General features: G+C 69.2%; 22 protein-coding genes and 1 riboswitch. Of the genes, 8 read left to right on the forward strand and 14 right to left on the reverse strand.

The window, feature by feature from the left end:
- The first annotated feature begins 153 nt into the window (after window positions 1–153).
- Both HQ308_RS14350 and HQ308_RS14355 read left to right on the forward strand, forming a co-directional pair.
- Entirely contained in the window at window positions 154–645 is a 492-nt protein-coding gene (locus tag HQ308_RS14350; protein WP_222646823.1) for an inorganic diphosphatase, read from the forward strand.
- A gap of 109 nt (window positions 646–754) precedes the next feature.
- Complete coding sequence (locus tag HQ308_RS14355; RefSeq protein WP_027506481.1) at window positions 755–1207, forward strand: histidine kinase; 453 nt, start codon at window positions 755–757, stop codon at window positions 1205–1207.
- Window positions 1208–1231: 24 nt separating this feature from the next.
- Here the strand turns inward: HQ308_RS14355 and HQ308_RS14360 are convergent, their stop codons facing one another.
- Entirely contained in the window at window positions 1232–2062 is an 831-nt protein-coding gene (locus HQ308_RS14360) for a crotonase/enoyl-CoA hydratase family protein (RefSeq protein WP_222646831.1), read from the reverse strand.
- A 68-nt stretch (window positions 2063–2130) separates the two neighbouring features.
- Between HQ308_RS14360 and HQ308_RS14365 the strand changes: the two genes are divergently transcribed.
- Window positions 2131–2622 (forward strand): YbaK/EbsC family protein, encoded by a 492-nt coding sequence (locus HQ308_RS14365; protein ID WP_056443532.1) that lies wholly within the window; start codon window positions 2131–2133, stop codon window positions 2620–2622.
- Between the two features lie 3 nt (window positions 2623–2625).
- Here the strand turns inward: HQ308_RS14365 and HQ308_RS14370 are convergent, their stop codons facing one another.
- Both HQ308_RS14370 and HQ308_RS14375 read right to left on the reverse strand, forming a co-directional pair.
- Window positions 2626–3042, reverse strand: coding sequence for a hypothetical protein (locus HQ308_RS14370; protein WP_037186306.1), 417 nt, complete (start codon window positions 3040–3042; stop codon window positions 2626–2628).
- Between the two features lie 133 nt (window positions 3043–3175).
- Window positions 3176–4429: an aminotransferase class V-fold PLP-dependent enzyme gene (locus tag HQ308_RS14375; RefSeq protein ID WP_081821380.1), complete on the reverse strand. Its 1254-nt coding sequence runs from the start codon at window positions 4427–4429 to the stop codon at window positions 3176–3178.
- A 63-nt stretch (window positions 4430–4492) separates the two neighbouring features.
- A riboswitch (SAM riboswitch) is annotated at window positions 4493–4608 on the reverse strand.
- Between the two features lie 163 nt (window positions 4609–4771).
- Between HQ308_RS14375 and HQ308_RS14380 the strand changes: the two genes are divergently transcribed.
- Together HQ308_RS14380 and HQ308_RS14385 are read left to right on the forward strand one after the other, a co-directional pair.
- Window positions 4772–8632 carry a Pls/PosA family non-ribosomal peptide synthetase gene (locus tag HQ308_RS14380; RefSeq protein WP_261776120.1) on the forward strand — a complete coding sequence of 1287 codons (3861 nt, stop codon included), beginning with the start codon at window positions 4772–4774 and terminating at the stop codon, window positions 8630–8632.
- Window positions 8632–9930 carry a M1 family metallopeptidase gene (locus tag HQ308_RS14385; protein WP_222646835.1) on the forward strand — a complete coding sequence of 433 codons (1299 nt, stop codon included), beginning with the start codon at window positions 8632–8634 and terminating at the stop codon, window positions 9928–9930. Before HQ308_RS14380 ends, HQ308_RS14385 begins: the two co-directional genes overlap by 1 nt.
- Here HQ308_RS14385 and HQ308_RS14390 read toward each other — a convergent pair.
- The 9 genes from HQ308_RS14390 to HQ308_RS14430 form a co-directional block, all read right to left on the reverse strand.
- Window positions 9913–11124 (reverse strand): MFS transporter, encoded by a 1212-nt coding sequence (locus HQ308_RS14390; RefSeq protein WP_222646837.1) that lies wholly within the window; start codon window positions 11122–11124, stop codon window positions 9913–9915. The two genes, HQ308_RS14385 and HQ308_RS14390, sit on opposite strands and share 18 nt — an antisense overlap.
- Before the next feature lie 11 nt (window positions 11125–11135).
- On the reverse strand, window positions 11136–11792 hold the full coding sequence (locus HQ308_RS14395; protein ID WP_222646839.1) for a GntR family transcriptional regulator: 657 nt from the start codon (window positions 11790–11792) through the stop codon (window positions 11136–11138).
- Window positions 11793–12078: 286 nt separating this feature from the next.
- Entirely contained in the window at window positions 12079–13857 is a 1779-nt protein-coding gene (locus HQ308_RS14400) for an acyl-CoA dehydrogenase (protein WP_222646841.1), read from the reverse strand.
- A gap of 19 nt (window positions 13858–13876) precedes the next feature.
- Complete coding sequence (locus HQ308_RS14405) at window positions 13877–14449, reverse strand: methylated-DNA--[protein]-cysteine S-methyltransferase (RefSeq protein ID WP_222646843.1); 573 nt, start codon at window positions 14447–14449, stop codon at window positions 13877–13879.
- Window positions 14446–14913 carry an RNA polymerase sigma factor gene (locus tag HQ308_RS14410; RefSeq protein WP_027506491.1) on the reverse strand — a complete coding sequence of 156 codons (468 nt, stop codon included), beginning with the start codon at window positions 14911–14913 and terminating at the stop codon, window positions 14446–14448. The genes HQ308_RS14405 and HQ308_RS14410 overlap by 4 nt, the downstream gene beginning before the upstream one ends.
- A gap of 189 nt (window positions 14914–15102) precedes the next feature.
- Window positions 15103–15954 carry a triacylglycerol lipase gene (locus HQ308_RS14415; RefSeq protein WP_222646845.1) on the reverse strand — a complete coding sequence of 284 codons (852 nt, stop codon included), beginning with the start codon at window positions 15952–15954 and terminating at the stop codon, window positions 15103–15105.
- Between the two features lie 47 nt (window positions 15955–16001).
- Window positions 16002–16787, reverse strand: coding sequence for a M23 family metallopeptidase (locus tag HQ308_RS22640; protein ID WP_308115783.1), 786 nt, complete (start codon window positions 16785–16787; stop codon window positions 16002–16004).
- 62 nt (window positions 16788–16849) lie between these two features.
- On the reverse strand, window positions 16850–18565 hold the full coding sequence (locus HQ308_RS14425; protein WP_027506492.1) for an NAD(P)/FAD-dependent oxidoreductase: 1716 nt from the start codon (window positions 18563–18565) through the stop codon (window positions 16850–16852).
- Complete coding sequence (locus tag HQ308_RS14430) at window positions 18562–19134, reverse strand: helix-turn-helix domain-containing protein (RefSeq protein WP_056443515.1); 573 nt, start codon at window positions 19132–19134, stop codon at window positions 18562–18564. Before HQ308_RS14430 ends, HQ308_RS14425 begins: the two co-directional genes overlap by 4 nt.
- 75 nt (window positions 19135–19209) lie before the next feature.
- Between HQ308_RS14430 and speB the strand changes: the two genes are divergently transcribed.
- Entirely contained in the window at window positions 19210–20151 is a 942-nt protein-coding gene (gene speB, locus HQ308_RS14435) for an agmatinase (RefSeq protein WP_027506493.1), read from the forward strand.
- Here speB and HQ308_RS14440 read toward each other — a convergent pair.
- Window positions 20115–20768 carry a DedA family protein gene (locus HQ308_RS14440; protein ID WP_051613522.1) on the reverse strand — a complete coding sequence of 218 codons (654 nt, stop codon included), beginning with the start codon at window positions 20766–20768 and terminating at the stop codon, window positions 20115–20117. The genes speB and HQ308_RS14440 overlap by 37 nt on opposite strands.
- 40 nt (window positions 20769–20808) lie before the next feature.
- Between HQ308_RS14440 and HQ308_RS14445 the strand changes: the two genes are divergently transcribed.
- Window positions 20809–21267 carry a hypothetical protein gene (locus HQ308_RS14445; RefSeq protein ID WP_222633190.1) on the forward strand — a complete coding sequence of 153 codons (459 nt, stop codon included), beginning with the start codon at window positions 20809–20811 and terminating at the stop codon, window positions 21265–21267.
- Between the two features lie 200 nt (window positions 21268–21467).
- Entirely contained in the window at window positions 21468–22280 is an 813-nt protein-coding gene (locus tag HQ308_RS14450) for a GAF and ANTAR domain-containing protein (RefSeq protein ID WP_222646846.1), read from the forward strand.
- Here the strand turns inward: HQ308_RS14450 and HQ308_RS14455 are convergent, their stop codons facing one another.
- Window positions 22281–23027 carry a 3-hydroxybutyrate dehydrogenase gene (locus HQ308_RS14455; RefSeq protein ID WP_027506496.1) on the reverse strand — a complete coding sequence of 249 codons (747 nt, stop codon included), beginning with the start codon at window positions 23025–23027 and terminating at the stop codon, window positions 22281–22283.
- Window positions 23028–23044 lie beyond the last annotated feature (17 nt).

A 23044-nucleotide genomic window follows, 5' to 3' on the forward strand; every position in this document is an offset into this window, starting at 1 on the left:
GTTCTCCGGCGATGCACCTCTCCTCGCACCCTATCGACGCGGCCGGTTACTGTCTGACCACCGGCGCGTCCTTCGATGCGCCCGACAGACGACTGCACGACAGTACGTGGCCGCCGAGCAGGTAGCCGGGCCACCGAGCAAAGGACAGTGGACGTGAAGTTCGACGTGACCATCGAGATCCCCAAGGGTCAGCGCAACAAGTACGAGGTCGACCACGAGTCCGGGCGAGTACGCCTGGACCGCTACCTCTACACGGCGATGGGCTACCCCGCGGACTACGGCTTCATCGAGAACACCCTCGGTGAGGACGGCGATCCGCTCGACGCGTTCGTCCTGCTGCCGGAGTCCGTGTTCCCCGGTGTCCTCGTCGAGGCCCGCCCCGTGGCGATGTTCAAGATGGTCGACGAGGCCGGCGGCGACGACAAGGTGCTGTGCGTCCCGGCGGGCGATCCGCGGTGGGACCACATCCAGGATCTCTCGGACGTCTCGCAGTTCGAACTCGACGCGATCGAGCACTTCTTCCTGCACTACAAGGATCTCGAGCCGAACAAGCACGTCACCGGGTCCAACTGGGTCGGCCGCGCCGAGGCCGAGGCGGAGTTCGAGGCATCGGTCAAGCGCCTGAAGAACCAGGGCGACCACTAGAGACCGTCGGAAACCCGGATGCGGTGCTGTCCGCTGATAGCATCGCATCCGCGGTCCCCCGGGCCGTGTCAGGACGAACGAGCCACGACGTAAGGGTGCGGTACCACCGATGAGTGACGCTGTGAGCGACCGGAGAAATCCCACGTCCGAGGCGGTCTCGACCACGACGCAGTTCCCGTCACTGCCGGTGACCGTCGTGCTCGACCGCATTCCGTTGGCCGTCCTCGCCGTCGAGCCCGGCGGCACGGTCGTCTTCGCCAACGAGGCCTTCGACGAACTGATGGGCTTCGACGAGGAGTCCCCCCGGTCGAACGAGACCCTCACACTGCAGGACATCTTCCCGGCCAACGAACCGCTCGGAGTCAACATCGCCGAGACGTTCCTGACCACCGTCGCCACCCGCGCCGACTCGCTCTGGCGCATGACGGACTCGAAGGGCGACATCCTCCAGGTCCGGGCGAGCAAGTCGATCCTGCGCCGCGCTGAGGACTCGGTGGTGCTCGTCGTCCTCGAGGACTTCACCGATCAGCTGTGGAACGACCCGAAGAGCGCCTTCCGCTGATCGGGCCGCTCCACCGGGGTCTCTCTACTTGCCCTGGAACGACGCGGGGCGCTTCTCGAACACCGAGGTGATGGCCTCCGTCAGATCCTCGGACGGCAGGAACGCAGCGTTCCACGCGGCGACGTACCGCAGCGAATCCTCCACTGCCGCAACGCGACCGTGGTCGAGAACCGCCTTGATCCCGTGCACCACGAGAGGCGGGTTCGCCGCGATCTCGGTGGCCGTGGCACGCGCTGCGGCGAGCACGGCCTCCGCGTCCTCGAACACGTCGTTGACCAGACCGATCTGCTGCGCCCGGGCACTGTCGATGTCCTTTCCGGTCAACGCGAGTTCGCGAAGATGACCGTCGCCGATGATCGCGGGTAGACGGGCGAACGACCCCATGTCCGCCACGATGGCGACCTTCACCTCGCGCACACTGAACTTCGCGTCCGTGCTGGCGTAGCGGATGTCGGCGGCCGAGATGAGATCGATCCCACCGCCGATGCACCACCCCTGCACGGCGGCCACCACGGGCTTGCGGCAGTCGGCCACCGCGTTGATCGACGCCTGCATGCGCTTGATCATGTCGTGGAACGTGCTGCGCGGACCGGCCTGTGCCTTGTCCCCCATGACCGCACCGAAATCGCCTGCCATGGCGGGCAGGTCGAGACCGTAGCTGAAGTTGCGGCCCGAGCCGGCGAGCACGATGGCGCGTACCTCGGGGTCCGCGTCGAGCGCGGAGAAGACGAGAGGCAGTTCCGACCAGAAGTCGGGACCCATCGCATTGCCCTTGTTCGGGCCGATGAGGGTCACCGTCGCGACATGGGCGTCGGTCGTCACCGTGAAGGCTTTCCACGCATCCGTGTGTGTCATCCGGTCAGGATAGCCAGCGCTCCCGCTCACCGGATGTCCCGGCGGCGTGGACTGACTATCCTGCGACCATGACGCGGATCCACCATCCCGCTGCGGCACACGTGTCGGACGTTCTGATCGCCCGAGGTCATCACGGCGTGATCGTGACGCAGTCCGAGCCGACGCACACGGCGCGTCAGGCCGCGGCGGTGAGCGGGGTTCCGCTCGGTGCCGTCTGCAAGTCGCTGGTGTTCCTGCTCGACGACGACCCGGTGTTGCTGCTGGTGTCGGGTGCACACAACGTGGACCTCGATGCCACCGGTCGACGTCTCGAGGGCACGCTGACCCGCGCATCGATCGACGTGGTCGAACACGCCACCGGGCAACCGGTGGGCGGGATCGCTCCCGTGGGCCACCCGACGAATCTGCCGACGTTCGTCGACACGGCGCTGGAACGCTTCGAACGGCTGTGGGCTGCAGCGGGTCACCCCGCGACCCTCTTCCGCACGACCTACCCCGAACTGCTGCGCATCACCGCCGGGCTCGCTGTGGACATGGGCCCCGAGACCCGCGAGGGCTGAGCCTCAGGACGCGCGCAGACGCCGAACCTCCAGGGCGGGCACCACCTCGGTGGTGATCGCCCGGACGACGGACTCCCGCGTCTGCTCCACCACCGGACGCAGGGTCACGCCGTCCGCCACGTCGACCGTCACGATGTCGGCGACGAGGCCTGCGAGACCCGACGCGGTCCCGACGTACTGCAGCGTGCCGGGGCGAGGCTTGCTGTCCGACGCCAGCACCTCGCGGCGGGCGGTCCGGGCGTCGGCGGCGATGTGCACGTCGATGTCCACCACGACACGAGCACCGGGGTGCTCGGCCTTGAGGGTCGCGTAGCGGCTCTGGGCCTCGGAGAGATCGGCGGCGGAGAACCGGACGACGTCCGGGGAGGTACCGGAGACGCCGTCGAGGAAGACGAGGGAGTCGGAAGACACCGTGGTCATGAGTTGTCCAGTCAGTCGTGGGGTGCAGCGGAGGCTGTGGGGTGAAGTGAGTCGCACGATCACCGGACCGGACAGGCGGTCGAGGTCGCACGGCAGAGGTCGACGTGTCGTCGACCCCACAACCTGCTCCTCGTCATGATGCTGATGCTAACGATCCGGTGGTGACGCGATCCCGCAGTGAGAGGCACGTCACACGCACCGCCTCCACGAACCGGTCGACATCGTCGGCGGTGGTCCCCAGCCCGATGCTCGCCCGCACGGCACCGTCGGCCGCGCCCACCCGCGAGAGGAGGGGGTGGGCACAGAACTTCCCGGCCCGCACCGCGATGCCGTGATCGTCGGCCAGCGCGGTGGCGAGTGCACCCGCGTCGACACCGTCGACGGTGAAGGACACGATGCCGACGATGTCGGCGGAGTCGCTCCACAGGCGGAGGACCGACACACCGGCCAGAGCGGTGAGCCCGCCGAGCAGGGCGTCCGTGCACTCCTGATCGTGAGTGGCGATGGCACCGTGGCCGATCGCGCCGATCTCGTCGCACGCCGCGGCGATCGCGACGGCGCCGAGGAGATTGGGTGTGCCGGCCTCGTGCCGCGCCGGGGACGGCGCCCAGTCGATGTCGACCGACGCACCGAGGACGGACACGTGCCGGGTGGCTCCACCGCCCGCGAGGTACGGCTCGGCCACATCGAGCCAGTCACGCCGTCCCACGAGCACTCCCGCTCCGAAGGGCGCGTACAGCTTGTGACCACTGAAAGCCAGGTAGTCGATGCCCGCCGCGGTGATGTCCACGGCGCGGTGCGGAACGAGTTGCGCCCCGTCGACGAGGATGCGGGCACCGTGTCGGTGCGCCAGATCCGCGAGTCGATCGAGGGGCAGGACCTCGCCCGTCACGTTGGAGGCACCCGTGACGGCAAGCAGCGCAGCAGGTCTCGACGCGAGTTCGTCGCCGAGCCGAGTCAGAGTCTCCTCGACCGAGTCCGCCGATCGCACCACCCGGCGGTTCCGCCACGGCAGCAGATTCGCGTGATGCTCGATGTCCAGCACCACCGTGTCCCCGGGAACGCAGCCCGCCAGGAGATTCAGCGCGTCGGTGGTGTTCCGCGTGAACACGACCACGTCGTCGGGATCCGCGCCGCAGAAGCGGTGCACCGTGTTCCGGGCGGACTCGTACTCCCGGGTGCAGACCTGCGACTTGTGGCCGGCGCCGCGGTGCACACTCGCGCAGTGCGGCAACACCTCTCGTACTCGCTCGACCACCGCGTCGAGCGCGGGAGCGCTGGCCGCGTAGTCGAGATCGATGCTGCGAGTGGTGCGGCCGTCGGCACACGTCACCTGCTGGTCGCGGCCGTGCACGGATGCGATGGGGCGCTGCAGAACTGTGGTCATGATGAATCCCTCCGTCGAGGGATCGACGCACGGCACGAGGGCCGCGATCTGACGAGAGGCGTCGATCCGCGCTTGCCGCCTCCGTCGTCGGAGCGCGGCCAGGTCGTCACCCGGAGCACCCCACCGCGGAGGAGGGTTGCCGACCAGCGAGCCGGGGCTTGATGCTGGTACTCGTGACCTGGAAGCAGGATGGCAAACGGTCGCCCGAGTTGTCAACCGGTTCGCCGCACGCGCGCCTGGTCGGCGGAGTTGTTCACCAACCCGCAAACTGGGCGTGCAATAACGTGTCGTCACACCCGCCAGCGTTCCGTCGTCCCTGTTCGATGCGAGAGGCCGTTCGTCTTGTCACTGCAGACCCGTGTTCCCGAGGCCTACCTCCGTTCCTCCGTGGCGGCCCCGGTGCGCACCCTCGTCGACATCCTCGAGGACACCGCGCGGGCATTCCCTGATGCGCCGGCCATCGACGACGGCGACACCACCATCAGTTACAGCGAACTGCTCGACAACATCGACGAGGGCGCTCGGTGGCTGTCCCGACACGGCGTCTGCGCCGGCGATCGCGTCGGGGTCCGCATGCCGTCGGGCAGTTACTCGCTCTACGCGGCGATCCTGTCGGTCATCGCCGCCGGTGCGGCCTACGTCCCGGTGGACGTCGACGACCCGGACGAGCGGGCCGAGCTGGTGTTCTCGGAGGCCGGCGTCACCGCGATCATCGCGGACGGCGGCGTGACCCGAACCGACACCGCGGGGACCGGTCGCGCGGTCGGCCATCCCACACCCGACGACGACGCCTGGGTCATCTTCACCTCGGGCTCGACCGGCAAGCCCAAGGGCGTCGCGGTGAGCAATCGCAACGCGGCGGCGTTCGTGGACGCCGAGGCACGACTGTTCCTGCAGGACCGACCCATGGGCCCGGGCGATCGAGTGCTGGCGGGGCTCTCCGTGGCGTTCGACGCGTCGTGCGAGGAGATGTGGCTCGCCTGGCGCAGTGGCGCGTGCCTCGTTCCCGCGCCTCGCTCCCTCGTGCGCAGTGGCATGGACCTCGGCCCCTGGCTCGTCGCACGTGACATCAGCGTGGTGTCGACGGTGCCGACCCTGGCGGCGCTGTGGCCTCGCGAAGCGCTCGAGGACGTCCGGTTGCTCATCTTCGGCGGCGAGGCCTGCCCGCCGGATCTCGCTGAGCGACTGGCTGTTCCGGGCCGCGAGGTCTGGAACACCTACGGCCCCACCGAGGCTACCGTCGTCGCCTGCGCCGCTCTCATGGACGGTGTCGGACCGGTGCGCATCGGGCTGCCGCTCGACGGATGGGACCTCGCCGTCGTGGGCCCGGACGAGGAGCCGGTCGCGGTGGGCGAGGTGGGCGAGCTCGTCATCGGTGGCGTCGGCCTCGCGCGTTACCTCGACCCGGTGAAGGACGCCGAGAAGTACGCTCCCATGGCGACTCTCGGATGGGACCGCGCCTACCGCAGCGGCGATCTCGTGCGGCTCGAGCTCGAGGGGCTGCTCTTCCAGGGCCGCGCCGACGATCAGGTGAAAGTCGGCGGGCGCCGCATCGAGCTCGGTGAGGTGGACAACGCCCTGCAGGCCCTCCCCGGTGTGAGCGGCGCAGCCGCCGCAGTGCGGACCACCGGCTCCGGAACACCCGTGCTGGTGGGCTATCTCGCCAGCACCGACCCGGACTTCGACCTCGTCCGCGCCCGCGAGCTCCTCGCGGAACAGCTTCCCGCCGCGATGGTTCCGCGTCTCGCACTCGTCGACGAACTGCCCACCCGCACCTCCGGCAAGGTCGACCGCGCGGCTCTGCCGTGGCCGCTGCCCAAGCGTGGTTCGACTCCGGACGACGCCTCTCTCGCCGGGACCGCCGGCTGGGTGGCCGAGCTGTGGAGCGACGTGCTGGGCGCCGAGATCGGATCCCTGGACGCGGACTTCTTCGCTGCCGGTGGCGGATCGCTCTCGGCCGCACTGCTCGTGACTCGATTGCGCGAGCGTTTCCCCGAGATCACGGTCGCTCAGCTCTACGACCATCCGCGACTCGGCTCGCTCGTCGCGTTGCTCGACTCGCTCGTCCCCCCGCCGGTGACCGAGAAGCGCATCGTCGTCCCCACACCCCGGATGGCCCAGGTGGTGCAGGTCCTCGCGACCCTGCCGCTGACGACGCTGACCGGGCTGCAGTGGGTGACCTGGCTCGGCATCATGGCGAACACATTCAGCTGGTTCGCTCCCCGCCCCTGGCTGCCGACGGTGTCCTGGTGGTGGCTCGCGCTCGGGTTCCTGCTGTTCGTGACGCCCGTGGGCCGGATGGCGATCTCCGTCGCCGGATCACGGCTCCTCATGCGCGGCGTCACGGAGGGCGCCCATCCGCGCGGCGGCAGCGTGCACCTCCGGCTGTGGACCGCCAACCGGTTGACCGACGCCAGCGGTGCCTCGAACCTGTCGGGCGCGCCGTGGATGGTCTACTACGCCCGCGCACTCGGTGCGACGGTCGGCCGCGACGTCGATCTGCACACCCTGCCTCCGGTGACCGGCATGCTGACTCTCGGTGACGGATGCTCGCTCGAGCCGGAGGTCGATCTGTCCGGCTACTGGATCGACGGCGACGTCGTGCACATCGGCTCGATCGAGGTCGGCGCCGGCGCCACGGTGGGTGCGCGGTCGACCCTGCTCCCCGGAGCCAGGATCGGCCGCCGCGCCGAGATCACTGCGGGATCGGCAGTCTCCGGCAAGGTCAAGGCCGGTCAGCAGTGGTCCGGCTCGCCCGCCGCGAAGGTCGGCAAGGCGATGCACCCGTGGCCGGACGAGGCGCCGCCGCGCGGTCGCGGCTGGGTGCCCGTCTACGGCGTGACGTCGCTGTTGCTGTCGGGACTTCCCCTCCTGTCCATTGCTGCGGGCCTGCTCCTCGTCGCCGTCGGAGTCGCGCACGCGACCACCCTGCTCGGTGCGATCGGCCTCGGGCTGGCGCTGCTCGCTCCCGCCACCGCGGTGTCGTTGCTCGTCTTCGCAGCGGTCACGCTCGTGTCCGTGCGGTTGCTGTCGATCGGGCTGATTCCCGGCCACCACGCGGTACGCAGTCGCATCGGCTGGCAGGTGTGGGCCACCGAACGCCTGATGGACTCGGCCCGTACGTTCCTCTTCCCGCTCTACGCGAGTCTGCTCACTCCGGGATGGCTCCGGCTGCTCGGCGCGACCATCGGCAAGGACGTGGAGGCGTCGACGGTCCTGATGGTCCCGAAGTTCACGACAGTCGGCGACGGTGCGTTCCTGGCGGACGACACCATGATCGCCAGCTACGAGCTCGGCGGCGGCTGGATGCTGCTCGGCGAGGCCAAGGTGGGCAAGCGTGCGTTCCTCGGCAACTCTGGCATGGCGGCCGCGGGTCGACGCGTGCCGAAGAACGGCCTCGTCGCCGTGCTGTCGGCCGCACCCGCCAAGGCGAAGTCGGGATCGTCGTGGCTCGGCAGCCCGCCGGTGCGCCTGCGCCGAGCGCCCAACTCGTCCGACACCACCCGCACCTTCGACCCGCCGCGGCGACTCAAGATCGCCCGCGCCGTGGTCGAGACCTGTCGACTCGTGCCCGTCGTCGTGTCATTCGGCATCGGGTTCGGCGTGCTCGCCGCCCTGACCTGGATCGCCGGAACACTGGGCTACTGGGCCGCCGCCCTGCTCAGCGGCGCCGTGTTGCTGATCGCCGGCGCCGTCGCGGCCGGAATCTCCGCCGTCGCCAAGTGGTCGCTCGTCGGCCGCATCGGTGCGGTGGAGCACCCGCTGTGGAGTTCGTTCGTGTGGCGCAACGAAGTGGCAGACACGTTCGTCGAGGTCGTCGCCGCCCCGTGGTTCGCCCGCGCCGCCGAGGGAACCCCGGTGCTGAACCTGTGGCTGCGCTGGCTCGGCGCCCACATCGGGAAGGGAGTCTGGTGTGAGACCTACTGGCTGCCGGAGGCCGACCTCATCACGCTCGGCGACGGTGCCACCGTCAACAGAGGGTGCGTCGTGCAGACACATCTGTTCCATGATCGGATCATGAGCATGGACACGGTGAGTTTGGGGGCGGGAGCCACGCTGGGCCCGCATTGCGTCGCACTGCCCGCAGCGGGAATCGGGGCAGGTGCCACGGTCGGACCGGCCTCGCTGGTCATGCGCGGCGACACCGTCCCCGAGTCGAGCCGGTGGCAGGGCAACCCCATCGCACCCTGGACCGAGAAGTGATGCCGGACTCTCCCATCGACCCGTACCTGCCGCAGAACGGCAACCGCGGATACTCGGTCGAGCGATACGCCCTCGACCTCGAGTACAAGGTGCAGTCGAACCGCCTGTCCGGCAAGGCCGTCGTGCACGCGGTGGCCACCCGGGCGATCACCAAGTTCTCACTCGACATGGGTCCGGCCCTCACCCCGTCCAAGGTGAGTGTCGCCGGAATGCGCGGTGTCCGGTTCACCCATCGGGGCGGCAAGCTGACGGTCACGCTGCAGCGTGCCATCGACGAGGGCGCCTCCTTCACGGCCACCGTCGCCTACAGCGGCAACCCCGCACCGATCCGCAGCGTGTGGGGCGAGGTCGGGTGGGAGGAGCTCACCGACGGCGCCCTCGTCGCGAGCCAACCCAACGGCGCCGCATCGTGGTTCCCGTGCGACGACCATCCCAGTTCCAAAGCGACGTACACCATCTCGATCACCGCCGATTCCCCGTACCACGTCGTCTCGAACGGCACACTGACGCGGAAGTACGTGAAGTCCTCGCGCACCACCTGGGTGTACGACCAGCCCGAACCGATGGCCTCGTACCTCGCGACCGTGCAGATCGGCCAGTACGAGAAGCACCGTGTCAGCGACTCCCCCGTGCCGATCGACGCGATCCTGCCGGCGCGTCTGCGCCAGAACTTCGATCACGACTTCGGCCGTCAGCAGCAGATGATGGAGACGTTCGTCGAGTCGTTCGGCCCCTATCCGTTCGAGTCGTACTCCGTCGTCGTCACCGACGACGAGTTGGAGATCCCCGTCGAGGCACAGACGCTGTCGATCTTCGGCGCCAATCACTGTGACGGCGACCGCGAGTACGAGCGACTCGTCGCCCACGAACTGGCGCACCAGTGGTTCGGCAACAGCCTCACCATCGCGCGGTGGAGCGACATCTGGTTGCACGAGGGCTTCGCCTGCTACTCCGAGTGGATCTGGTCGGAGAGCTCGGGCGGACCGTCCGCGCACCAGGAGGCCACTCGCGCTCACAGCCGCCTGTCGTCCCTGCCCCAGGACATCGTGCTGGGAGATCCAGGACCGGAGGACATGTTCGACGACCGCGTGTACAAGCGCGGAGCCCTTGCCCTGCACGCACTTCGGCGCACCATCGGCAACGCGGCGTTCTTCGATCTGATCCGCGAGTGGACCACGACCTTCCGCCACGCCACCGTGGCGACGTCGGACTTCGTCGGGTTGGCGAAGCAGTACGGCAGCACCGACGAGTTCTGGGAGTCCTGGCTCGAGAAGAAGCGGCTACCCCGACTGCCCTGACGGCAGGTGCGACCGCGTTCTCGTCGCGACGAGCGCCAATGACACCGCGGCGAGAACCGCACCGGCCGTGAACAGTTCGGGATAGGTGATCGCGTCGGGGAACTCCTGCACGAGCAGCGCCAGAATCGCCGGCACCGCGAAGCCGAGGTAGGTCACCGAGTAGAACACCGCGGTGAGTCCGGCCAGATCACGCGGTCCCGCGATGCGCTGCACCTCCTGCAGGCCCGACACCATCGCCATGCCGTAGCCGCACCCGAGCACCGCGGCGGCGAGCAGCGCCATCGGGATCGTCAGCACGTCGGCGGCGACCGAGACCAGCACCATGCCGACGACGATGATGCCCAGCGCGACCAGGACGGCGCGCGCACTCGACGCGGTGTCGATGCGTCGGCCGACGGCCTGGATGGCGAAGCCGGACGACAGCGCGACCACACCGAGCAGTGCGGAGAACGCGATGGGGAACGCGCCGGAGTGGTCGGCCATCAGACCGGGCAGCACTGCGTACGCGACGCTGGCCGCGCCGAAGACCCACGGCGCCATGGGAAGAACGACGGACACGAACCGACGGTGACCCGCCGACGGGATACGCAGATCGGACAGCAACGAGGCGCCGTCCACCGCACGCGCTCGCGTCTCGGGCACCCCGAGCAGGGCCACGGTGGCCAGTGCTGCCAACGCGACGTGCACCAGGTACGGCAGCACCTCGGGCCACGGCGCCCACTGCGCGAGCACCCCGGCGACCCCTGCGCCCGTGGCGAATCCGCCCGTGAGCGACATGGCGGCACGGCGGGCACCCGAGCCGTCCGTGGACAGCTCCTTCAACCAACTGCCGCCGACGGCCATACCCAGCCCCAACGCGATGCCGCTGAGCACGCGGCCGGTCGCGAGGATCGGGGCCGAGTGCGCGCCGAGGGCGATGACGAGAGATCCCGCGGCGGCGACGGCCGGCGCGGGCACCATGAGCGGCCGCCGTCCGTAGCGATCCGAGAGCGGGCCCCCGATCAGCAGGGCCGGCACGATGCCGACGACGTAGGCGAAGAGGAACACGTCGACGACGACGGGTGAGAAGCCGTGACCCTCGCGGTACATCACGAGGAGCGGCGTGAACTCGTTGCCGCCCCAGGCGACGGCGAGCATGCCGAGCGCCACGGGCAGCCAGGTGCGGGTGGTGGTCGTGCGGTCGAGAACGGTCATGGTGGGGTCCTTCAGCGGATTCCACGCGGCAGCGCGTGCGTGGCTGCCATGTGGAGGGAGAGGGCGTCGTCGTACGCGGCGACGTCGCCCTGCTCGACGAGTGCGGTGAGACGGGTGTGGTCGCCGATGATCGACGCCAACACGTCCGGATTGCGCGCCACGGAGTTCGCGGTCATGCGGCGCTGCCGGTCGCGCAATCCTGAGTAGAAGGTCGACAGCAGCGGGTTGTCCCCGTGCGTGACGACGATGGTGTGGAAGTCTGCGTCCTCGGCAGCGAAGCCGAGGGAGTCGCCCGCCTGCGCGAGAACGCGCTGCCGGTCGAGGCTCTCGCGCATCTGTGCGGCGGCGGAGGCCCGGCTGCCCGGATCCTGTGCGAACGCCTCGAGCGATCCGGTCTCGACGAGTCGACGGGCGGCGACGAGATGGGTGGCCTCGTCGGGGGCGACGGGAACCACGAGGGCCCCGCGCTTGGGATAGAGTCGCATCCATCCTTCGGCCGCGAGCCTGAGGAAGGCCTCACGGACCGGGGTGCGGCTGGTGCCGGTGCGCTCGGCGATCTGCCCCTCGCTGATCAGCTCCCCGCCCGGCAGCTCGCCGGAGACGATGAGCTCCTTGACCGTCGCGTACGCCCGGTCGGACGACGTCTCGGTTGCATCTGTGTTGCGCACATCTTGTATCTAAGCAGTCGGTACACCGCGTTGCCAGGTGTGTGTGACGGGCATTACGCGGTACGCGCTGCTCGCCGCACCGCAGTTCGCCACCCGCACCCCTGATCGCGGGTGCACCGAACGATCCGTGGAGCGCGGCCGGGCGCAGCGCCCGGTTCTCTGCGCACCGTGGAAGGTGCGCGCGGCGACGAGCGGTGCGCCCGGCGAGGCTCGAGCGCACCGCAAGTCGCCACCCGCACCTCAGATCGCGGGTGCGCCGAACGATCCGTGGAGCGCGGGCGCAGCGCTACAGAACCGCGGTGTCGAGGTCCAGCGTCGTACGGTCCAGGTTCTCGAGCAGGTCGAACTGTGGGCGCGTCTTGGGGAGCTCGTACCGGAAGAAGTACTGCGCCGCGACACGCTTGCCGTCGTAGAAGGCGCCTTCCTTGTCGCCGATCGCCCGGAGCTGGTCGAGCCAGAGCCACGCGACGACCACGTGACCGGTCGCCTCGAGGTACGCGGACGAGTTGGCCATCGCCACCTCGGCGTCGCCCTGACCCCACAGCGTGCCGGTGACGGCCACGAGGCGATCCACTGCCGCTCGCAGGGCGTCGGCGTACTCGCCCGACATCGCGTCGATGGTCTCCGTGATGGTCTCGACGAGGAGCTGAAGTCCTCGGCCGCCCTGCGCGACGACCTTGCGTCCGAGGAGATCGAGGCCCTGGATGCCGTTCGTTCCCTCGTGGATGGGGTTGAGGCGGTTGTCCCGGTAGAACTGCTCGACGTTGTAGTCGCGGGTGTAGCCGTACCCGCCGTGCACCTGGATCGCGAGGTTGTTGGCCTCGAGGCACCACTGCGACGGCCACGCCTTGGCGATGGGGGTGAGCACGTCGAGGAGGAACCCGGCGCGATCCGCCGCGTCCTGCTCGCCGGTGATCTGCTCGTCGACCAGCCGGGAGCAGTACAGACCCAGGGCCAGACCGCCCTCGACGTAGGACTTCTGCGCGAGCAGCATGCGGCGCACGTCGGAGTGGTCGATGATCGGCACCTGCGGGGCAGCCGGATCCTTGTCACCGACGGGCCGGCCCTGTGCACGGTCCCGGGCGTACGCCACCGAGTGCAGGTAGCCGGTGTAGCCCAGCGCGGTCGCGCCCATGCCGACGCCGATGCGCGCCTCGTTCATCATCTTGAACATGTACGACAGGCCCTTGTGCGGCTCGCCGACGAGATAGCCTGTGGCGCCGCCGTTCTCGCCGAACGCGAGGAGCGTGTTGGTGGTTCCGCGGTACCCCATCTTGTGGTTCAGGCCGACGAGGTTCACGTCGTTGCGCTCGCCCAGCGACCCGTCCGCGTTCACCAGCGTCTTGGGCACGACGAAGAGCGAGATGCCCTTCACGCCCGCCGGACCGCCGGGGATCTTGGCGAGGACGAGGTGCACGATGTTCTCACCGAGTTCGTGCTCGCCGCCCGAGATCCACATCTTGGTTCCGGTCACCGCGTAGGTGCCGTCACCCTGCTCGACGGCCTTGGTGGTGATGTAGGCGAGCGACGATCCGGCACCGGGCTCGGACAGGCACATGGTCCCGTGGAAACGGCCTTCGAGCATGGGCCGGACATAGGCGTCGACCAACTCCTCGCTGCCGTACTCGATGAGGAGATTGGCGTTGCCGATCGTGAGGAAGGGATAGGTCGCGGTGCCGGTGTTCGCGGCCTGGAACCACGCGAGCGACGCCTTCGACACCGTGGTCGGCAGCTGCATGCCGCCGAGCGAGTCGTCGAACTGCCCGGAGATGAGGCCGGCGTCGTTGAACACCTTCAGCGCCTGCTCGACCTCGGGAATCAGGACGACCTTGCCGTCCTCGCCGACGTGCGGCTCGTTCGCGTCCGCCTTCTTGTTGTGCGGCGCGAAGTGCTTCACCGCGATCTGCTCGCTGAGCTCCATCACCGCGTCGAACGTCTCCCGGGAATGATCGGAGAAGCGCTTCCGCTCGGTCAACGACTCGACGTCGAGCCATTCGTAGAGGAGGAACTCGAGATCGCGACGAGACAGAACGAGGTGCGCGGGAACATCAGCAGCGGAGGACATGCTTCGAGAGTAATACCGCCTAGTAGTTCTGTGTCTCGAGCTCGAGCAGAAGCTGCTTGGCGGCCTCACCGCCGGCGTAGCGACCGGGCGTTCCGTCCGACCGCACCACGCGATGACACGGGATGACCAGGGGCAGCGGATTGCGCGCGCAGGCCGATCCCACGGCGCGGACGGCCTTCGGGCTGGCCGTTTCCGCGGCCACGGCGGCGTAGCTCCGGGTCTCACCGTAGGGGATGCGCTGGAGATGTGTCAGGACGTCGCGACGGAACCCTGCCGCGAGGCGCAGATCCAGGTCGACGTCGACGACGCGGGACGTCCCGGCGAAGAACGCGTCGAGCCCGCGGACCACCGGGTCGAGCCGGGCCGGCGCTCGGAGCACCCGCGGACTGACGCGGGTGGCCAGCGTCTGCAGGACCGTGTCGTGGTTCTCGACGTCGAAGGCCACGCGCACGACACCTCGCTCGGTGGCCGCCACGAGGAGCGTGCCGACGGGTGAGTCGAGGGTGCGGTACGCGACGTCGAGCAGTCCTTCCTCGGCGGCGCGGTGCGTCAGTCGCTCGTGGAGCGCGGTCAGTTCGGCGGCGGTGGTCACAGCAGCTCACTCCTCGTGGTCGTGCGGCGTAGCGTCGCGATGCCGTCGGCACATGCACGCCGGGCGGCCGTGGTCGAATTACCCAGCAGCGCAGCGACGTCCGCATGAGGGAGCCCCCCGATGTGGTGGTACGCGACGGCCAGTCGCTGAGTGTCGGGCAGGGCCGCGACCGCGGACCACAGGGCGTGGTTCTCGTCGGGCACCATCGTGGCGACGTCCGGAACGGAGTCGGTGGGCACGGGCCGGCGAGCTGCCGCGCGATGAACGTCGACGGCCTTGCGGTGCGCGATGGTCACCAGCCAGGCCTGCACGTTCGCGTCCTCGGGCAGATCGGGGTACGCCCGGAGTGCGGCGAGGAAGGTCTCCGACCACGCGTCGTCGGCGTCGACGGGACCGACCACGGCGCGACAGACCCGCAGCACCACGGGGCCGTGGGTGGCCACGACGGTCTCGAACGGAAGCATCACGATCAGTAAACGCGTGAGGGCGGCGGAACGTGAGAATCCACGGGATCGCGAGGTGCACCGAGCTGCGTGCACACCCCCTGCGTCAACCGCACACACCCTCCAGCCTGCGGCAACGGGTGTTCACCACACGCCGGCCGTGTGCACCCCTTTCAGCCGGCCACCGCACCAGCTCGCACACCCCGGCACTCAGCAGGGGCTGGGGACCCGATCGGCGTAGGACCGGTCGAGCCCGCGTTGCACCATCCACAGTGCGCGGGGGTCGGTGGTCAGTTCCATGTGCCCGGCGGAGTTGCTCGGGCAGCCGTCCTGCACCCAGACGTTGTCCACGGTCGCGCCCGGGCCCGCGGCGAGGAAGGTGTTCTCGGGCGGCGTGGAGACGGTGTCCGCGCGGGTGGCGATCACGGTGTAGTCGACCCCCGGGACGGTGTCGCCGCCCGCGTTGAGCACGTCGAGGAACGACGAGCCGACCATCTGCTGGACGAACGACGGTCCGACGGCCGCGGCGGCGACCTCGCCGACCGGCAGTCCGAACTGCTGCGCGAGCGATCCGACGAGCTGCCCCGCCGAGAACGTGGTGCCGTGATTGGTGGCGCCGAGGGTGACGAGGGTGTGCACGGCGTCGGCTCCACCCTCGAACTTCAGGTACTGACGCGCCACGACACCGCCCTGGGAGTGCCCGACGACGTCCACGTCGGCTGCGCCGGTGCGTGCTCGGACGTCGTCGACGAAGGCGCGCAGTTCCCGCGCGGACGTGGCGATGTCGTCGCCGCCGTAGGTCTGCAGCAGGTTCTCGCCGGGTTCGGCGCGGTAGCCGTACTCGAGAGTGAAGACGCAGTAGCCCTCCGCCTCGAGCTGCGGGGTGAGGGTGGACCAGGTGTCCGGACCGTCGACCCAGGTGCCGTGCACCAGCACGACGGGACGGGGATGCTCGGGTGAGCAGGAGCCGGCGGTGTCGGCCGCGGCCGGACCGGCGCCGAGAGGTGCGGTGCCCACGGCCACGGCGAGTGCCGTCGCCGCCGTCAGAAGTGCCCGTCTCATGCCCTGATCGTATCCGAGCGTGTTACTGGTGTGATGGATGGGACTCGTCAGTCGCCTTCCGGTCCGAGCGAGATACCGCGGCCGATCAACCACAGTTCGGGATCCACGTGCTTGTCCGCGACGACGGTCTCGAAGTGCAGGTGCGGCCCGGTGGAGTCGCCGCGGTTCCCCATCGTCGCGATCTGCTGCCCCGCCGCGACCCGCTGACCGGCCACCGCGACCAGGGTGTCCACGTGACCGTAGATGGACACGGTGCCGTCGTCGTGTCGCACGCGCACCCACAACCCGAAGCCGCTCGCAGGGCCGGCCTCGATCACCTGACCGTCCGCCACCGACAGGATCGGTGTGCCGATCGGGCCGGCGATGTCGATTCCGTTGTGCATCGTTCCCCACCGCGGACCGAAACCGGACGTGTACGTGCCGCGAGCCGGTGAGGCGTAGCTACCGATGCGGGCGCCGATCACGGCCGGTGGCAGCTCGTACAGTCGGCGATCCTTCTCCTCGGCGCTCGCCGCCGTCGAGAGCACGGCGATGGCGGCCGCGTACTCCTCCTCCGCCGTGGCGCGGTTGACCTTCGCGATCTGGCGCAGCGGGCCCAGGTTGCGCTCCGGTTCCGCCAGGAAGCTCGGCCGCAGGTCCGCAGCGGGAGCGGCGACCGCCCCGACGGCCGGTTCCTCGGCCGTCGGCCGGGTCAGGTGGAACACGAGCACCGCGACGGCGAGCACGAGCACGATGGCCAGCGCCTGCGCCGAGACGGTCCGCACCGGAACGCTCGCAGGCGTCGTCACGGGCGGCCGATCGGCCGCCCGTGAGCGCGAGAGCAACTGAACCACCGGAGGAACGCTACCGCTCGGTAAGTCCTCCCGGACCGAGATTCACCGCGCCGGTCGACGCATCAGTCCCCGAGGCGGAGCGGGGCGATGCTCTCGAAGACGTCGCCCGGCCCGGGATTGTCCGGATGTGTCGATCCGCCGAGGTGGTTCATGACTCCCCACACCGCGTTGAGCGCGGTCTGGATGGCGCCCTCGGCCCATCCCGCCGTCCACGAGATGTCGTCGCCGGCGAGGAAGATCCCGCGATGCCGGGGGGCGAGCTCGTCCTGCACGAAGTGCGAGAACAGGCGTTCCTGATAGCGATAGTGGCCGGGCAGGTTGGCCTTGAATGCACCCATGAAGTGTCGCTCGGTCTCCCACGACAGCGTCACCGGATCGGAGACGATGTGGCTGCGGAAGTCCACCCCGGGATAGATCTCCTCGAGCGATCCCAGCATCAGCGTCAACCGCTCGTCGGGTGAGAGCGGCAGCAGCTTCAGCGAGTCGTCGCTCCACGTGTACGACAGACAGATCACGCCGGGCCGATCGTCGCCGTGATCGAGGAGATACGTTCCCCGACTCAACCGGTCGGTGAGGGTCATGCTGACCAGTTCCCTCCCCGTCTCGGGGTCGACGTCCTTCCAGAACGGTCGGTCCACGAGCACGAACACCTTGGTCGACCCCATGTAGTGGGTGCGTTCGACGGCCGTCCAGTGATCGATGGGCAGCAGGTCGTCGTCGGTGTCGATGGTGTTGAGGAGCATCCAGCTCTGCGCGGTCACGACGACCGAGGCGAACTCGTCCGTCCGGCCCGAGGAGTCGGTCACCGCGAAGGTGTGGTCGCCGGTGGCGTCGTCGGTCCGTCGCCGGATCTCCGTGACACCCGGGCGGGGTGTGCCGCCGTGCAGCGACGCGACCGAGGTGCCCGCCGACCAGTGCGCCGCGTCCGACACGGCCTCCGACCACAGACCACGTGGCAGGCGGCTGGATCCGCCGACGATGCCGCGGTGGTGATCGTCCGCCTCCGTGGCCACGACGCGCAGGATCTCGAGTATCGAGTTCGGGAAGTCGGTGTCCCAGCCACCGGTGCCGAAACCGACCTGCCCGAACAGCTCTCGACGCGCGAACGACGCGAAGTGGGGGGATCCGACGAGGAACCCGTAGAACGTCGTGTCGTCGAGTCGCACCACGAGGTCGTTCCAGATGCGCTTCACCGCCGCCGCGTCCCGAGCGCGGATGGCGCGCTGGAGAGGGACGAGTTCGGACTGTTCCTCGAGCGTGCGCTGCCACGCCCTGGCCACCTCGGCGTACTCGTCGGGGAGATCGGTCAGCTGCCGCGCGTAGTGACTGGTGCCCTTGAGGTCGATGACGGTGCTGGGCGTCGCCTCGGCGAGCGGGTTGGGGAACGGGGTGGTCTCGATGCCGAGGTGGTCGAGGTAGTGGAACAGGGCGGTGGACGACGGCGGGAACCGCATCGCGCCCATCTCGGCGACCGTGTCCTCGTGCCCCTCGAACGGGACCGAGTGCATGCGGCCGCCGATCCACCCCGCCTCGTACACCACGGGTTCGAGTCCCATCCGCAGCAGCTCCCGGGCGGCGACGGTGCCGGCGAGACCGGCCCCGACGATGGCGACGCGGGTGCCGCGGCGGTCCGGAGGGACCGACCCGAGCCCGGCCGGGTGCGCGAGGAAATCGTCGTAGGCGAAGGGGAAGTCGGGGCCGAACATGGTGACCGGCTGCTCACGGTCCCCTGCTGATCGCTCGTGGACCGAGCTGTCGGGAGTGACGGGCGTGGTCATGGGGTCGTCTCGATTCTGGTTCTGTCGTGGCGGGAGGGCAGGGACGGCGTCAGGACCCACAGCACAGTGGTGTCGACCTCCGCGCGGAAGCTGTGCCGACGACGAGGATCGAAGGTGAGCGCGTCACCGTCGTCGAGTTGCACGGTGCGCTCGTCGAGCGTCAGGATCAGCCGACCGGTGAGCACCAGGACGAACCCCACCTCGGCCGGCAGTTCGTACGACTCGTCGCCGCTGCCTCCTCCGCGCTCGATCCTGCCGTGGATGACCTGCACGCGCTGTTCGCCCGCCGGGGTCAGCAGGTACTCCGTCTGGGCATGACCCCCGAGGGCGATCGGGGGGTACTCGCCGGCGCGGACGACGTCGCCGTGCGGAACGTCGTCGAACAGCGACCCCATGGGAATCTCGAGCGCGTCGCACCAGCGCACCAGGACGGCGACGGACGCGGACGCGCGGTCGTTCTCGACCTTGGACAGGTAGCCCTTGGTCACACCGACGGTCGACGCGAGCGCGTCGAGAGTGAGACGACGGGCGGCCCGGGCCTCCCGCAGCCGGTTTCCGATGGTGGACACGCCGCGATCATGCCCTGCTCCGCGTCAGGAAACAAGTGTTGACCAACCGCCTGAAGTGAGGAAACATCACTGCTCATGACCGACATCAGGGGACCTCTGGACGGCTCGCGATACCCGCGGTACATGGAACCGTCGACCTTCGCGCGGCTGCCGCGACTCGACGAGGTCTCCCGGGCCGACGTGAGCATCGTCGGAGTGCCCTTCGACTCGGGCGTGAGCTACCGGCCGGGCGCGCGCTTCGGTCCCGGCCACATCCGCGCGTCGTCCAAACTGCTCCGGCCGTACAACCCCGCGCTGGACGTGTCGCCGTTCGCGCACCGCCAGGTGGCCGATGCCGGCGACATCGCGGTCAATCCGTTCGACATCGCCGAGGCACTGACGACGGTCGAGCACGCGATCACCGATCTGCGCAAGGACGGCAGCACGGTCCTCACTCTCGGTGGCGACCACACCATCGCGCTGCCGATCCTGCGCGCGCTGCACCGCGACCACGGGCCGATCGCCGTGCTGCACTTCGACGCGCACCTCGACACGTGGGACACGTACTTCGGTGCACCCTTCACGCACGGGACACCGTTCCGACGGGCCAGCGAGGAGGGGCTGATCGACCTCGAGCGGTCGCAGCACATCGGGATCCGCGGTCCGCTGTACGGCAAGAAGGACCTCGAGGACGACGCCGTCCTGGGGTTTCAGATCATCCGGTCCGACGACTACGAGACGGACGGGGTGGCCTCGATCGTCGAGCGGATGCGCCGCCGTCTCGACACGGGCCCGGTCTACGTCTCCGTGGACATCGACGTCCTCGACCCGGCCCACGCCCCGGGTACCGGCACACCCGAGGCGGGCGGCATGACGTCGCGGGAACTGCTGAACACCCTGCGCGGGTTGGTGGGAGCGAACATCGTCGGTGCGGACATCGTCGAGGTCGCGCCCGCGTACGACCACGCGGAGATCACCGGAATCGCCGCGTCACACGTGGCCTACGAGCTGCTGTCGGTGCTCGCGCTGGGATCGTAGGCCCGCGCCGCGCCCTTCTCGGAGCGATGAGCCCGGACGCGCCACACGATCAGCGCGATCACCACCACCGCGACCACGATGATCGCCGCGTCCCGTCCCACCGTCTTCGCGACCTGTTCGTACGAGTTGCCGGCGACGAATCCGAGCACCACGAACCCCGTCCCCCAGACGAGCCCACCGAGTGCGTTGTACGCGAGGAACTTCGGGTACGGCATGCGCGACATCCCGGCCAACGCCGGCATCACCGCCCGGAAGAAGGCGACGAACCGGCCGAGGAAGACGGCCGTCCCGCCCTTGCGCGCCAACAGGTCCCGCGCCTTGTCCAACTTGTCGCGACGCTTGTCCAGAATCTTCATGGCCAACAGTCGTGGGCCGAAGTGCTTGCCGATCTCGAAGCCCACCGAGTCACCCACCACGGCCGCGACGACCACGACCGCCGCCATCGCCACGACACTCACGTGGTCCTGACTCGCCGCGACACCGCCGATGACCGCGGCCGTCTCTCCCGGGATCACGAAACCGACGAAGATCGCGTCCTCGAGGAACACCAGCAGGAAGACGATGAGGAACACCCAGATCGGTGCGATGTCCAGCAGGCGCTCCATCACGGAAGTCATACGACCATGATGGCCCACAACCAGTGAATCGAGGTTCGATGTGGCTCCACGCAATCCGCACGCCATCGCGGACGGCATGATCGTGCGCAGTGTCACACGCCCGGATCGGGTCTTCCGGGTCAGCGGCGATCCCGGCGGGACTCGGGTCAATTTCGTGGCGCTGTCGCCGGGCACGCGCACCGTGGTGAACGGCAGCCCTCGCAACTACCGGCCAGAGACACCGGCCGAGGAGTTCGAGCGACTCGCGGACGCCGGGCGGGACGACGTGATCGAGGACGTCCGTCAGACCGAGCCGGCCGACGACGAATCGGCGGGTACGAGCGCCGTGGCGGACGAGCCGACCGACGACGATTCCGTCGCCACACTGTGCGTACGCATGCAGGATGCCGTCGCGCGCGTCGCCGACGGCGAGTGCGACCCGGACGACGCCGCCGCGATCGTCAGCGCCGCGGCCGCGCTCAATGCCGCCGTGATCGAGGAGCACGCACGCCGCGGCTGAGCCCACGACACGAAGAACCCCACCGGTGCGCAGGCACACAGTGGGGGTCTCCGAGACATCGGCGGGCTTCTTCACTCGACGGCTCTGGCACTTCGTGATGTCCGGACAACACGAGTACCTGATGCTTGCGATACCCGCTGGCCACCGAACTCAACCGGAGTCGCTGCTGGTGTCCCCGCGTCGTGCGATGATTCTCAACCGTGGAGAGCAGGGACAGCGCCGTGGCGGCGACAGCGGACTCGGAGCGCGCGGAGGCGGACGAGTCGACGTCGCGTGCGGCGGAGTTGGTCACCGAGGTGGCCACCGGGTCGGTCGCTCCCCGTCGACTCGCGGCCATGCTGAGCGTGGTCGGCGGCAGCATCCGCGACGACGACCATCTGGCCGTGCTGCTGAAGCGCACCGCGGAGATCGCACACGAGGCCGTCGACGGTGCGTCCAGCGTCGGTGTGAGCATCCTGTTCGGCGGCCTGACGTACACGGCCGTGCACACCGACGACCGCACGCTCGAGGTCGACCGCCATCAGTACGAGATCGGTGAGGGTCCGTGCCTCGAGGCCGCCCGAACCGGGGAGATCGTGCGCGTCGACGTCGATGCGGCGCAGCAGCGCTGGCCGGAGTTCGTACACGCTGCCCGCGAGGAGGGCGTGCGCTCATTCCTCGCCGCGCCCCTGCACACCGCCGACATGAAGCTCGGATCGTTCAACCTGTACGGCACCGCCCCCGACGCGTTCGGGTCGATCGACGAGTCGATCCTCGAGCTGCTGACGTCCACCGTGTCCACGGCGATCGGCGACTACGCCCGCGTGCGGTCGGCCCGCGAGGTCGCGTCGGGCCTGCAGGACGCACTCGAGCACCGCGCCCCCATCGAGCAGGCCAAGGGCATTCTCATGGCGCTGCACGGCGTCGACAGCGACACCGCGTTCGGCATGCTGTCCGCGGAGTCACAGCGCGCCAACCGCAAGCTCCGTGACATCGCCCGCGACTTCGTGGAGAGCGTCTCGCGCGGCGAGTGATCAGCTCGCGCTCCAGCCGCCGTCCATCGTGTACGACGCGCCGGTGATCATCGACGCCTCGTCTCCGACGAGGAAGGACACCAGTGCGGCCACCTCCTCCGGCTCCACCATCCGCTTGATCGCACTCTCGGTCAGCAGCACCTTCTCGAGCACCTCGGACTCGTCGATGCCGTGGACGCGCGCCTGATCGGCGATCTGCTTCTCCACGAGGGGTGTTCGCACGTAGCCGGGGTTGACGCAGTTGCTGCGGACGCCCCGCTCGGCGCCTTCGAGAGCGGTGACCTTCGACAGTCCCTCCAGCGCGTGCTTCGCCGTGACGTACGCCGACTTGTTGGCCGATGCCCGGATGCCGTGCACGGACGACATGTTGACGATGCGTCCGTACCCGGACTCGTACATGTGCGGCAGAGCGGCACGCACCAGCAGGAACGGTGCCTCCACCATGAGTGTCAGGATGCGGCGGAACATCACCGGGTCGAAGTCCTCGATCGGCGACACGTGCTGGATTCCCGCGTTGTTCACCAGGATGTCGGTCTCGAGGGTGAGGTCCGCGAGCGCGTCGACGTCGGAGAGATCCACCTGCCACGCGTCTCCCCCGATCTCGTGTGCCAGCGCCGTGGCGGCGTCACCGTCGAGGTCGGCGACGGTGACCCGAGCGCCGTTCGCCGCGAGGGCGCGGGCGATCGCGGCCCCGATTCCGCTGGCACCACCGGTGATGAGAGCCGATCGTCCTGTGAGGTCCGTCATGGTCACGAGTCTGTGCC

The organism is Rhodococcus sp. BP-241 (assembly GCF_019836145.1).
In the GTDB taxonomy this organism is placed as follows: Bacteria; Actinomycetota; Actinomycetes; order Mycobacteriales; family Mycobacteriaceae; genus Rhodococcoides.